The sequence below is a fragment of the Luteimicrobium subarcticum genome, assembly GCF_002798015.1.
GTDB classification, from domain to species: Bacteria; Actinomycetota; Actinomycetes; order Actinomycetales; family Cellulomonadaceae; genus Luteimicrobium; species Luteimicrobium subarcticum.
This window is the reverse complement of the sequence record NZ_PGTZ01000009.1, coordinates 38,988-52,890: the sequence shown is the minus strand read 5'-3', so window position 1 is coordinate 52,890 and position 13,903 is coordinate 38,988. Positions and strand designations below refer to the sequence as shown.

The window sequence follows — 13,903 nt, the reverse complement described above, 5'->3', positions numbered from 1 at the left end:
ACAAGGTCACGCGGGCGCACCCGCGCCGCGGTCACGCCGTCCGGTCGTGCACCGCCCACGCCGTCCCAGCCGCGACGGCCGTGACCGTGAACACCGACGGCCACGCCCCGAGCTTCTTCGCCAGCGGGTGCGACCCGCCGAACGCCACGAGGTACACCCCGGTCAGCACTGCGGTCGTGGGCGCGCCCGAGTCGCGCAGCCAGCGTCGTCCGGCGGCGAACCCCGCCGCGGCGAGCACGACGCCCCCGAGCGCCCGGACCTTCGTGGCGCGGGCGGCGGCGAACCCGCCGACGAGACCCGCGGCGACGAGGGCAGCCGTCGGGACGGTGTCGGGGACCTGGGGGACACGGGAGAGGGTGTCGGTCGTCATGGCTCGACGGTACCCGGGGCGCGTGGAACCGCCACGAGCACTTGACGCCATGGAAAGTCGGGGCAACACTTTCCGACATGGAAAACGGAACCGACCCGTCCGGTCACCACGAGCCCACCGACGCGCCCCATCGGTCGGCCGCGGCCTCCGCGCTCGCCGAGGTCGCCGCCGGGCGCGCGACGCTCGCCCAGCAGATGCGTCGCACCCCACCCTGGTACGACGCCGTGTACGGGCTGGGATGCGGTCTCTACGTCGCAGCGTTCGCCCTCCCGTTCCCGTGGATGGCCGCCGGGATGGTCGTCGCGGTCGTCGTGTTCTCGGCGCTGATCGGCGTGTTCCGCGCCCGGACCGGCATCGTGCTCACCCTCTCCGTGCACGAGCGCGCGCTCGTCGCCCTGCTCGTCGCGGTCGGCGCCGTCCTCGTGCTCGCCGCCGTGGCGTCGTTCGTCGGGGGACGCCACGGCGCGTGGTGGCTCGTCGTCCTGGCTGCGGTCGTCGCCGGCGCGGCCGCGGCGACGCTCTCGCGCCGCTACACGCGCGTCGCGATCGCGTTGCTCGGGTCCGAGGCCGCGTGAGCGTCGAGCCCCGGTTCGACGAGCTGGTGCACGCGCCCCAGCGGCTGCGGATCGTCGCGATGCTCGACCCCGTCGGCGGCCTCGACTTCGGGGTGCTCCGCGACGCGCTCGACGTGTCCGACTCCGTCCTGAGCAAGCACCTCAAGGTGCTCCAGGACGCCGGGTACGCGACCGTCGCGAAGGTCCGTCGGGCGGGGCACGTGTGGACGACCGTCGCGCTCACCCGCGACGGCCGGCGCGCGTACGCCGGGCACGTCGCGGCGCTGCGCGAGATCGTCGCGACCCCCGACCCGGAGCCCCCGGACGCCTAGCCCCCCGACCCCAGCCCGCCGAACGGGTGGTCGTGCACCTGGGATCGCGGTCTCGGGTGGACAGGAGCCCGCTCGACCGGGGACGACCACCCGGTCGCGATGAGTCCGCGGACCGGCGAAGGTCGACACCGACGAGGTCGCACGGCGCGGCCCGGCCAAGGAGGACCGTCATGGGCAAGGCAGCAGGCAAGGCAGCACTCGGACTCTGGTACGACACCCAGGCGCTGGAGGCGGCGGAGCTGTACGTGTCGCTCTTCCCGAACTCGAAGATCCTCGACGTCACCCGGCACGACAGCGCGGTCCCGGTCAACGGGCCGGACTCGCCGGCCGAGCTCGGCACCCCCTTCCTCGTCGACTTCGAGATCGACGGGCTGCGCGTCCAGGCCATCAACGCCGGGCCGATCTTCCAGTTCAACGAGGCGGCGTCGATCATCATCGACTGCGAGGACCAGGACGAGGTCGACCGCTACTGGGACGCGCTCACCGCCGACGGCGGCCAGCCGTCGCAGTGCGGATGGCTGAAGGACCGGTTCGGGCTGAGCTGGCAGATCGTGCCGAAGCAGCTCGGGGAGCTCATGTCGAGCCCGGACCGTGACGCCGCCGGCCGCGTGTTCGCGGCGATGATGCAGATGACCAAGCTGGACGTCGCCGGCCTGGAGGCCGCGGCCCGCGGCTGACGACCAGGCGCCTGTTCGGCGGTCGGTGGTGGTGGCAGGCGACGGAGCGGGGAGACAGGCGTCAGCGGGACGTCGAGCGGCGGTACTGCGCGTTGGCGAGCGGCACGAACACGGCCAGGATCACCACCGACCACGCGAGCGTGTAGAGCGCGGCGTGCTGGAGCGGCCACGACGTCGGGTCGGGCGTCCCCGCAGGGATGTTGCCGAACAGCTCGCGCGACGCCTGCGCCGCGGACGACACCGGGTTCCACTCGGCGATGGTCTGCAGGGGACCCGGCAGCGTGTCGAGCGGCACGAACGTCACGGCGATGAACGTCAGCGGGAAGATGATGACGAAGCTCGCGTTGTTCACCACCTCGGGCGACGGGACGAGCATCCCGACCCACGCCATGATCCACGAGATCGCGTACGCGAACACGAGCAGCAGGGCGTAGGCGCCCAGGGCCTCCAGCACGGACGACCGGATGCGCCACCCGACGAGCAGCCCCGTGAGCGACATGACCACGAGCACGATGACGTTGTTCGCGACGTCCGCGACGGTGCGCCCGGTGAGCACCGCCGACGGGGCCATCGGGAGCGAGCGGAACCGGTCGATGACGCCCTTCTTGAGGTCCTCGGCGAGCGCGGCGCCCGTGATGGTCGCCCCGAAGATGACGGTCTGCGTGAAGATCCCCGCCATGAGGAACTCGCGGTACTCCTGCGCGTTCCCGCCCTGCCCGATCGCGCCGCCGAACACGTAGGCGAACAGCAGCACGAACATGATGGGCGACAGCGTGGTGAAGACCAGCAGGTCGGGCACCCGCTTGATCTTGACGATGTTGCGCCACGCGACGACGTACGCGTCGCTCACGGCGGTCCGGGTGCTCATCGTGCGTCCTCCTTCTCGGTGGCCTTCTCGGCCGCGTGCCCGGTGAGCGACAGGAACACGTCGTCGAGGGTGGGGCGCCGCAGCCCGACGTCGTCGAGGGCGACGCCCTGGTCGTCGAGGAGCCGGACCGCGGCGGTGAGCGCCTGGACCCCCGTGTCGACAGGGACGGCGACGGTGCGGGTGTCGCGGTCGACGCGCGGCACGCCGGACCCGACGTCGGCGAGCGCCCGCTCGACGTCCCCGAGGCGGGCCTCGTCCCGCGCCACGACCTCGAGCCGCACGCCGCCGACCTCGGCCTTGAGCTCGTCGGCGGTGCCGTGCGCGATGATCCGGCCCTTGTCGATGACGACGATGTCGTCGGCGAGCAGGTCGGCCTCCTCGAGGTACTGGGTGGTGAGCAGCAGGGTGGTGCCGCGCGCGACGAGCGACCGGATGACGTCCCACATGTCGGTGCGCCCGCGCGGGTCGAGGCCGGTGGTGGGCTCGTCGAGGAACAGGACGGGGGCGTCGGCGACGAGCGCGCCCGCGAGGTCGAGGCGGCGGCGCATCCCGCCGGAGTAGGTGCGCGTGGGCCGGTCGGCTGCCTCGTCGAGCCGGAAGTCGGCGAGCAGCTCGCGGGCCCGTTCCTCGCTCCGCTTCTTGCCGAGGTGGTAGAGCCGTCCGATCATCACGAGGTTCTCGAACCCGGTGAGGTACTCGTCGACGGCGGCGTACTGGCCCGACAGGCCGATGTTGCGGCGGACGCCTGCGGGATCCCGGCGGACGTCGACGCCCGCGACCTCAGCGGTGCCGGAGTCGGCGCGCAGGAGCGTGGTGAGGATCCGGACGGTCGTCGTCTTGCCGGCGCCGTTGGGCCCCAGGAGGGCGAGCACGGTCCCGCGCGGCACGTCGAGGTCGATGCCGTCGAGCGCGACGACGTCCCCGTACTTCTTGACGAGCCCGCGGGCCCGCACTCCGAGCGTGGACTCCACGTCCGCCTCCTCCGGTGGGTGGTTCCGACGGTACGTTCCGACTCCGACACCCGCCCGGACTCATCGGGTGCGCGGGGGAACGCGGTCGCACGGCGGCCGGTCCGCGTTGCGGTACCGCGCCGCGTCGGTTCCCATGGAGGCAGCACGGCGCACGACGACGCGCGCCCCCGGGGCCCGGGGCCGGCCTGGGGGCACGGCCCGCTCACCAGGACGCGACGGGTCACGCGCACGGCTCGGTCGGGGGTTGAGGGGCGGTACCGATGCGCGGTCGCGAGCGTCGTCGTCCGGTTCGGACGCACGGGACGTCCGTCGCGGCCGCGCGCTCGCGGACGCTGCACGGGACGGTCGCGTCCGCTCTCGTGGCGGCGTCCGCGCTCGTCGCGATCCCGGTGACGGTCGTGGCGGTCGACACGGCCACGGCACCCGAGGCCGCTGCCGCGCCCGGGAACCCGGGCGTCATGGACATGCCCCAGCTCATCCACGTCGAGAACTTCGAGAACTTCGGCACACCGACCGCGGCGACGAACGTCGACAGCGACTGGTCGGACCTGCCGAACGGGTACGTCCAGACACTGACGGAGTACCCGTACGGTGCGACGTCCGGCACGGCGGGCTACCAGCCGGGCTACGTGAGCGCCGACGGGACGACCTACACCGCCGACCAGCAGTGGGCTGCGACGAACGACTGCAACGGCATCGTCATCAAGGCGGGAGCGTCCGTACCGGCCCGCAACGGCACGGGGGAGCTGACGACCGGGGCGAACCTGCTCCCCGTGACCGCGCGCCCCGGCTGCAACCGTGGCTCGACGGCGCAGCCCTGGTTGATCTGGTTCAACGCGGAGCGTCTCCTCGCGAACGACATGGGGACGTACGCGGCGGCGGCCACCTATCCGTACGCGGCGATCCGCGACCAGCTGGGCATCCCGGCGAACCCCGCCGACAACCACATCGTGACGTCGTACACGAACGACCCGGGGTCGTCGATCGCGGCGGGCACGATGATGCAGACCCGGACGCCGTTGGCCGCGACGGCCGGGAACTACTACCAGTTCTCCGTCGACATCGGGTCGCACAGCTGCTTCGGCAGCGGGGTCGGGGCAACGCCGCAGTTCCTCGTGACGCAGGCCGGCGGGGGGTCGACCAACGCGTTCTCGAGCGCCATCAACACGTGCGCGCGCCCCGTCGCGGGCCAGCAGACGTACGGTCCGGGTGCGTCGGCCCCCAACGGGTCGCGGCAGCAGCAGCGCACCGCCCTCGTCGCGACGTACGTCGGCGACGTGGCGGTGCGGGCGACGGGCAGCACCCTGGGCCTCCAGGTCCGCAACAACCAGACGGCCGTGGGCGGCAACGACACCGCGTTCGACAACGTCGTCATGCTGGACAGCACGCCGAAGCTCGACAAGCAGTTCTCGGCCGGCCCGCTCACGGGTGGCGCCTACGGCACGAGCGCCCCCGGCACCCTCACGTGGACGGTCACCAACACCTACGACCCGACGAACCCGAGCGTGGACTCCGGCCCGAAGAACGGGTGGTCGTTCACGGACGCGCTGCCGTCGGGTCTGCGGGTCGTGAACCCGTCGTCGTACACGACGACGTGCAGCGCGGGCACGCTGAGCGTCACGGGCAGCCGGGTGACGGCCGGCGGGAACCTCGCGGGCGGCGTCGGGTCCGCCACGGAGAAGTCGTGCACCTTCACCGTCCAGGTCACCTCGGACACCGCAGGGACGTTCACGAACGGCCCGTCGGACGTCACGACGAGCGGGCTCCTCGCGCCCGGCAGCACGAGCATCACGTTCGTCCAGCAGCCGCCGGTCCAGTGCACCGGGGACGCGCTGCTGTTCCAGCAGCAGCCGACGGTGCAGTACACGTTGGACCTGGTGACCGGCCAGGCCGCCCAGGTCCCCGGCTTCACCTACTCGCCGTCGGTGAACTCGGTCGGGGTCAACGCGCTCGACGGGTTCGTGTACGGGTTCGACAACAGCACGCAGAGCGTGGTGCGGATCGCGGGGGACGGGACGACGGCGAACCTCGGGAAGCCGGGCGCCTTCCCGACGACGGGCCCGGTGGCCACGACGGACCAGTGGAACGCGGGCGACGTCGACCCGCAGGGACACCTGTGGATCGCCGCCGGCAACACGGGCACGACCACGGCGTACTGGATGGAGATCGACCTCGCGCCGGGCTCGCCCACCTTCATGCAGGTGCTGGGGTCGGGGTCCGTCACCAAGCCCGTGAACCTGGGGCAGCTCTCCGACTGGTCGTACTACGGCGGGTCCCTCTACACCGTCGGCACCCTCGCCGGCGGGGCGGCGAACACGTGGGCGCTCGCCCGGTTCGACCTGACGACCCACACCTTCACGAACCTCGGCAACGTCCCCGCGCTCGTCGCCCCGGACGGAGCAGGGTCGGGAGCGACGACGGGCGCCAAGGCGTTCGGCGCGACCTACACCGACTCCGCGGGCCACCTGTTCGCGTCGAGCAACACCAGCGGGCAGATCTGGCGGTTCGACCTCACGGCAGCGACTCCCCGGTTGACCGGCACGTTCTTCGCCTACGGTCCGGCGTCGTCCGCGAACGACGGGGCCCGCTGCCTCGCGCCGCCGGTCACCGTCGACCTGGGCGACGCCCCCGCGTCCTACGGGACGACGCTGGCCTCGGACGGCGCGCGGCACGGCATCGTCGGGTACGACGCCACGACGCACACCGCGCCGCTGATGATCGGCTCCACCGTCGACGCCGAGGACGACGGCGCGCCGTCGACCGGTGCCGACGGGGACGACACGACCGGCGTCGACGACGAGGACGGCACGACGAGCCCGATCTCGGCCGTCGCCGGCCGCGCGCTGCCCGTCACGCTGACGGCCACCAACACGTCGTCGAGCCCGGCGACCCTCGTCGGCTGGGTCGACCTGAACCGCAACGGGACGTTCGACGCGGGCGAGCGCCAGCAGGTGGCGGTTCCCGCGGGCTCGGGCACGGCGAGCTACACGCTGACGTTCGGCACCGCGTCCGCGGGCGCGCAGACCTCCGCACGGTTCCGTCTCTTCCCGGGCTCGGTCACCGGGTCGTCGCCGACCGGTGCCGTGGACGGCGGCGAGGTCGAGGACTACCCGGTCGTCGTCGGGGTGCCCGGTCTGCAGATCACCAAGACGTCCGACGCGGGCGCGAGCGTCGTCCCGGGGCAGAAGGTCACGTACACGGTCACGGTGCGGAACACGGGCACCGTGGCCTACACGGCGAGCCTCCCCGCGACGTTCACGGACAGCCTGTCGGGCGTGACCGACGACGCGGACTACGGCGACGACGCCGCCTCGGACGCGGGCGGGACGTTCACGACGACGCCCACCGGGGGCGGGCCGGCCACGACGTCGCTGGCCTGGTCCGGGGCGCTCGCCGTCGGCGCGACCGCGACCGTCACGTACTCCGTCACGGTCCACGACCCGGTCGACGGCGACGGCACGTTGACGAACGCCGTCACGGGGCCGCCCGAGTCGACCTGCGCCACCCCGACCTCGGCGGGCTGCACGACGTCGACCCCGGTCAGGGCCCTCCACCTCACGAAGACGGCGTCCCCGACGTCCGGCGTCGGTCCCGGCGACACCCTCACCTACACGCTGACGATCGCGAACACCGGCCAGGTCGCGTACACCGCCGGCGCCCCCGCGGTCGTGACGGACGACCTGACGGACGTGCTCGCGCACGGCACCGTCGGCACGCCCACGGTGTCGCCCGCCAGCGGGACGGCGACGGTCGCGGGCACCACGATGACGTACAGCGGGCCGATCCCCGTCGGTGGCAGCGTCACGGTGACCTACGTCCTGACGCTCGCCGACCCGCTCACGGGTGACGACGTCGTCGACAACGCCGTCACCGGGCCGCCCGAGTCGAACTGCGACGACGGCACCGAGGACGGGTGCCGGACCGACACGCCGATCCTGAACCCGGGCCTCACCGTCACCAAGACGTCCGACGCGGGCGCGAGCGTGGTCCCCGGCCAGAAGGTCACGTACACGGTGACCGTCGAGAACACGGGCGAGACCGCCTACACGGCGAACCGCCCGGCGAGCTTCACCGACGACCTCACGGACGTCACCGACGACGCCGCGTTCGACGCCGACCAGGCGTCCGACGCGGGAGGCACCTTCACCGTGACCGGCACCGACCCGGTCACCGCGCTCACGTGGAGCGGGGCGCTCGCGGTGGGCGGCACGGCGACGATCACCTACTCCGTCACCGTGGACGACCCGCCGGACGGCGACGGCACGCTGACCAACGCCGTGACGGCGCCGGAGTCGGCGTGCGCCGACGGCACGGAGCCGGGCTGCTCGACGTCCGTCCCCGTGCGGGCGCTCACGATCGCCAAGTCCTCCACGCCCGGGACGGTGGACGCGGGCGGCACCGTGACCTACACGGTGACCGTCACCAACTCGGGGCAGGTCCCGTACACGGACGACGACCCGGCGACGTTCACCGACGACCTCACGGGCGTGACGGACGACGCCGACTACGCGGACGACGCGGCGTCCGACGCGGGTGGCACGTTCACGACGACCGGCAACGACCCCGTCACGGCCCTGACCTGGTCCGGGGCGCTCGACGTCGGGGCGACGGCGACCATCACCTACTCGGTCACGGTGCACAGCCCGCTGGACGGCGACGGCACGCTGACGAACGCGGTGACCGGTCCGCCGGAGTCGAGCTGCGACCTCGGGGCGGAGCCGGGCTGCACCACGTCGACCCCGGTGCGCGGCCTCCAGGTCGCCAAGACGTCGCCGGACCTGTCGACCGCACGGGTCGGTGACGTCGTGTCGTACACGGTGAGCGTGACCAACACCGGCACCGCGGGGTACACGGCCGACGACCCCGCGACCTTGGTGGACGACCTGACGGACGTCCGGGACGACGCGACGTGGGACGGCGACGCGACCGCGAGCCCCGACGTCGGGACGCTGACGTACGCGGCGCCGCGGCTCGTCTGGACGGGCCCGCTCGAGGCCGGCGCGACGGTCACCCTCGCGTACTCCGTCACCGTCACGGGTGCCGGTGACACGACGCTCACGAACACGGCGTTCCAGCCGCCGCCGGACTCCGGGTGCACGGCGGCCGACACCGGCGCCTGTGACGACGTCACGCCTCCCGCGACCTGCGCGGGCGGTATCGACCCCGTCACGAACCTCCCCTGCGACACCGTCACGGGCGACCTGCCGCGGCTCGCGATCGACAAGACGAGCCCGGACCTCGCGGGGGCCCAGGTCGGCGACACCGTGACCTACACGGTCACCGCGACGAACACGGGCTCGGGGGACTACACGACGGACGACCCGGCCACGGTCGTCGACGACCTCACGGGCGTCCTCGACGACGCGACCTGGGACGACGCCGCCGCCGATCCCGCGGGTGCGGGCACGCTGACGTACAGCGCGCCGCGGCTTGTCTGGGTGGGGACGCTCGCGGCGGGGGACGCCGTGACGATCACGTACTCGGTCACCGTGACGGGGGCGGGCGACGCGACGCTCGCGAACGTGGCGTTCCAGCCGCCGCCGGACGCCGGGTGCACCGCGGCCGACGCGTGCGACGTCACGCCGCCCACGACCTGCACGGGCGGCGCCGACCCCGACACCGGGCTGCCGTGCGACGGCCTCACCGGCGGGCTCGGCCGGCTCAGCGTCGACAAGTCCAGCCCCGACCTCGCCGGCGCCCGGATCGGCGACACCGTGACGTACGCGGTCACGGTCACCAACACGGGCACCGGCGACTTCACGGACGACGCTCCCGCGACCGCGGTCGACGACCTGACGGGCGTCCTCGACGACGCGAGCTACGACGCCGACGCCGCGGTCACACCTCCCGGCGGCGGGACCGTGACGTTCAGCGACCCGCGGCTGGTGTGGTCGGGCCCGCTCGCGGCGGGCGACGCGGTGACGTTCACCTACTCCGTGACGCTCACGGGGGCGGGCGACCTGACCGTCGAGAACGTGGCGTTCCAGCCGCCGCCGGACTCGGGCTGCACGGCGGCCGACGACTGCGACGTGACACCGCCGGCGACCTGCACCGACGGCACGGACCCCGACACGGGCCTGCCGTGCGACACCGTGACGCAGGACCTGCCCGCCCTGACGATCGTCAAGACGAGCCCCGACCTCACGGGCGCGCAGCCGGGCGACGTCGTGCACTACAGCGTGACGTTCACGAACAGCGGCCCGGGGGACTTCACGGACGACAGCCCCGCGGTCGGCGTGGACGACCTGACGGGCGTCCTGGACGACGCGACGTACGGGGACGACGCGACCGTGACCCCGGACGGCGCGGGCACGCTGAGCGACGACGCGCCGCGGCTCGTCTGGTCGGGACCGTTGGCGTCGGGCGACTCCGTCACCGTGGACTACTCGGTGACGATCACGGGAGCGGGCGACGGGTCGGTCCGCAACGTAGCGTTCCAGCCGCCGCCGGACTCGGGGTGCGACGCGGCAGCCGGCGCCGACTCCTGCGACGACGTCACGCCACCCGCGACCTGCACCGACGGGACCGACCCGAGCACCGGCCTGCCGTGCGACGTCGTCGACGCCGACCTGCCGCGCCTGACGATCGACAAGTCGGCGCCCGACCTCGTGTCCGCGCGCATCGGAGACACCGTCACCTACACGGTCACGGCGACGAACGCGGGTCCGGGCGACTTCACGGACGACGACCCGGCGACCGTCGTGGACGACCTGACGGGCGTCCTGGACGACGCGACGTACGGAGACGACGCCGTCGCCACGCCCTCCGACCCGGACGCCGCGGGCGCGCTGACGTACTCGGAGCCCCGGCTCGTCTGGGTCGGGCCGCTCGCGTCCGGCGATGCCGTGACGATCACCTACTCGGTCACGCTCACGGGCGCCGGCGACGCCGAGGTCACGAACGTGGCGTTCCAGCCGCCGCCGGACTCCGGCTGCACCGCGGCGGACGAGTGCGACGTCACGCCGCCCGCGACCTGCACCGACGGGACGGACACCGCCACGGGCCTGCCCTGCGACACCGTCGACGGCGACCTGCCGCGCCTGACGATCGACAAGTCGGCGCCCGACCTGGCGTCCGCGCGCGTCGGCGACACGGTGACGTACACCGTCACGGCGACCAACACCGGGACGGGCGACTACACCGCGGACGACCCGGCGACCGTGGTCGACGACCTCACCGACGTCCTCGACGACGCGACCTACGGCGCGGACGCCACGGCGTCGTCCGCGTCGGGCGACCCGGCCGCCGATGGCGCGGTGACGTACAGCGCGCCGCGGCTCGTCTGGACGGGCGCGCTCGCCGCGGGCGACACGGTGACGATCACCTACACGGTCACGATCACCGGTGCGGGCGACCTGAGCGTGACGAACGTGGCGTTCCAGCCGCCGCCGAGCTCCGGGTGCGTGGCCGCCGACGACAGCGCCTGCGACGACGTGACGCCGCCGGCCTCCTGCACCGACGGCACCGACCCGGACACCGGGCTGCCCTGCGACGAGGTCACCGCCGACCTGCCCGGCCTGACGCTCACCAAGACGAGCCCGGACCTCGCCGGGGCGCGGATCGGCGACACGGTCACCTACACGGTCACGGCGACCAACGACGGCCCGGGCGACTTCACGGACGACGACCCCGCGACCGTCGTCGACGACCTGTCCGGGCTGCTCGAGAACGCGACGTACGGCGATGACGCGGTGGCGACACCAGCCGGCGGGACGCTCGCCTACGCCGCGCCGCGCCTCGTCTGGACGGGCGCGCTCGCGTCGGGCGACAGCGTGTCGATCACGTACACGGTGACGCTCACCGGCGGCGGGACCGTGCGGAACGTGGCGTTCGAGCCGCCGCCGGACGCGGGCTGCACGGCCGACGGCGGGTGCGACGACCTCACGCCGCCGACGACCTGCACCGACGGGACCGACCCCGACACGGGCCTGCCGTGCGTGATCGTCGTGGGCGGCGCGCCCGAGCTCCAGCTGAGCAAGACGAGCCCGGACCTCGCCGGCGCGCGGATCGGCGACACCGTCACGTACACGGTCACGGGGACGAACGTCGGCAGCGAGCCGTTCACGACGGACGCCCCCGCGACGATCGTCGACGACCTGACGGGCGTGCTCGACGACGCCACGTGGGACGACGACGCGGTCGCGAGCCGGACCGCGCCCGTCGGGAACGGCACGCTGACGTACGCGGCGCCGCGGCTCGTGTGGGTCGGGGCGCTCGCGGCCGGCGGGTCGGTCACCGTGACGTACCGCGTGACCGTGACCGGCGAGGGCGACGGCACGCTCGCGAACGTCGCGTTCCAGCCGCCGCCCGACTCCGGGTGCACCGCGGCGGACGACTGCGACGTCACGCCGCCCGCGACGTGCACCGACAGGACCGACCCCGCGACGAGCCTGCCGTGCGACGAGGTGACGCAGGACCTGCCGCGCATGACGATCACCAAGACGAGCGCGGACGTGGCGACGGCTCTGGTCGGCGACATGGTGACGTACACGGTCACGGCCACGAACGTCGGTCCCGGCGACTACACGGCCGCCGATCCGGCGGTCGTGGTCGACTACCTGGGCCGCATGCTCGACGACGCCACGTACGGCGGGGACGCGACGGCGACCGTGACCGGGGGAGCCGGGCAGGGCGTGCTCGGGTACGCCGAGCCGCGGCTCGTGTGGGCGGGTGCGCTGCCGTCGGGCGCGTCGGTCACCCTCACGTACTCGCTGACGCTGACCGGCCAGGGCGACGGGCAGCTCGACAACGTGGCGCACGAGCCGCCGCCCGACAGCGGCTGCCAGGTCGCGTCGCTCTGCACGGTCCCGCCGCCCGAGGTCGGGTCGTGCGTGGACGGGACGGACCCGTCCGGGCTGCCCTGCGGCGAGGTGGACGCGGGCCTGCCGGGCCTCGACGTCGTGAAGTCGAGCCCGGATCTCACGACGGCCCAGGCGGGCGACACCGTCCACTACACCGTGAGGGCGACCAACATCGGCACCGCAGACTTCGACGCGACCCGACCCGCGACCGTTGTCGACGACCTCACGGGCGTGCTCGACGACGCCACCTGGGACGACGACGCCGTCGTCACGACGTCCGACCCGGACGGCACACCCGGCGCCCCGACGTTCTCGGCGCCGCGCCTCGTGTGGACGGGCGACCTCGCGCAGGGCGAGTCCGTGACCCTGACCTACAGCGTCACGGTGACGGGCGCGGGCGACCTCGAGGTCAGCAACGTGGCGTTCCAGCCGCCGTCCGACGCGGGCTGCACCGCCGCGGACGACTGCGACGTCACGCCGCCCGACCAGTGCGTCCCGCCGGACGACCTGCCCGTCGCGGGCGGGGGCGTCGGCCGCCTCGGCGCGTCCGTCCCGGTGCGCCCGTCGAACCGGGTGGCGGCGTTCGTCGGCGGGGTCGGCGACGTCGACCCCGAGACGGGCCTGCCGTGCTCGACCCTCGTGGACGAGCTGCCGCAGCTCACGCTCGCCAAGTCTGCGACCCCGACGGACGGCGTCCGGGTGGGCGACACCGTGACGTTCACCGTCACCGCGACGAACGTCGGTCCCGGCGACTACACGGCCGCGCGGCCCGCGACCGTGGTCGACGACCTCACCGACGTGCTCGACGACGCGACCTACGGCGACGACGCCGAGACGTCGCTCAGCAGCGGCGAGCTCGTGTACACGGCGCCGCGCCTCGTGTGGACGGGCACGCTCGGGTCGGGCGACGTCCTCGAGATCACGTACAGCGTCACCACGCACGACGGCGGCGACGGCACCGCGACGAACATCGCGTTCCAGCCGCCGCCCGACACGGGCTGCACCGCCCAGGAGGACGGCGACTGCGACGTCGATCCGCCGACGGAGTGCACGGACGGCGTCGATCCGGCAACGGGGCTGCCGTGCGCGGAGGTCGAGGTCCCCGTCGTGCCGCCGTCCAGCCCGACGCCGACCCCGACGACTCCTGCCCCGACGAGCGGTCCGGTGAGCAGCCCGACGAGCAGCCCGACGAGCACCGAGGCGACGCCGCCGCTCGCGCGCACCGGTGCGTCGCCGTGGGCGCTCGGCGCGTCCGGCCTGGTCGCGCTGCTGGTCGGCGGGGTCCTCGTCGCCGCGGGGTGGCGGCGCCGGCAGGGGTGAGATTCCCGAC

Annotated in this window: 7 protein-coding genes; 4 read left to right on the top strand and 3 right to left on the bottom strand. The window is 73.6% G+C overall.

The window, feature by feature from the left end; all coding sequences use genetic code 11:
• Positions 1-31: 31 nt before the first annotated feature.
• A complete protein-coding gene (locus CLV34_RS10910) occupies positions 32-370 on the bottom strand; it encodes a hypothetical protein (RefSeq protein WP_100350346.1) in 339 nt (112 codons plus the stop codon).
• A 77-nt stretch (positions 371-447) separates the two neighbouring features.
• Here CLV34_RS10910 and CLV34_RS17000 point away from each other — a divergent pair, with 77 nt between their 5' ends.
• The 3 genes from CLV34_RS17000 (at position 448) to CLV34_RS10900 (ending at position 1,933) form a co-directional block, all read left to right on the top strand.
• Positions 448-945: a hypothetical protein gene (locus CLV34_RS17000; RefSeq protein WP_157803810.1), complete on the top strand. Its 498-nt coding sequence runs from the start codon at positions 448-450 to the stop codon at positions 943-945.
• Positions 942-1,256, top strand: a complete 315-nt coding sequence (locus CLV34_RS16995) for a transcriptional regulator (RefSeq protein ID WP_245859184.1) — start codon at positions 942-944, stop codon at positions 1,254-1,256. Before CLV34_RS17000 ends, CLV34_RS16995 begins: the two co-directional genes overlap by 4 nt.
• A gap of 170 nt (positions 1,257-1,426) precedes the next feature.
• Positions 1,427-1,933: a VOC family protein gene (locus CLV34_RS10900; protein WP_100350344.1), complete on the top strand. Its 507-nt coding sequence runs from the start codon at positions 1,427-1,429 to the stop codon at positions 1,931-1,933.
• 61 nt (positions 1,934-1,994) lie between these two features.
• On the opposite strand, the gene CLV34_RS10895 is transcribed toward CLV34_RS10900, so the two are convergent.
• Complete coding sequence (locus tag CLV34_RS10895; protein ID WP_100350343.1) at positions 1,995-2,801, bottom strand: ABC transporter permease; 807 nt, start codon at positions 2,799-2,801, stop codon at positions 1,995-1,997.
• On the bottom strand, positions 2,798-3,772 hold the full coding sequence (locus CLV34_RS10890) for an ATP-binding cassette domain-containing protein (RefSeq protein WP_100350342.1): 975 nt from the start codon (positions 3,770-3,772) through the stop codon (positions 2,798-2,800). The genes CLV34_RS10895 and CLV34_RS10890 overlap by 4 nt, the downstream gene beginning before the upstream one ends.
• Positions 3,773-4,032: 260 nt before the next feature.
• On the opposite strand from CLV34_RS10890, the gene CLV34_RS10885 reads away from it, so the two are divergent.
• Positions 4,033-13,893: a DUF7927 domain-containing protein gene (locus CLV34_RS10885; RefSeq protein ID WP_100350341.1), complete on the top strand. Its 9,861-nt coding sequence runs from the start codon at positions 4,033-4,035 to the stop codon at positions 13,891-13,893.
• Positions 13,894-13,903: the final 10 nt, after the last annotated feature.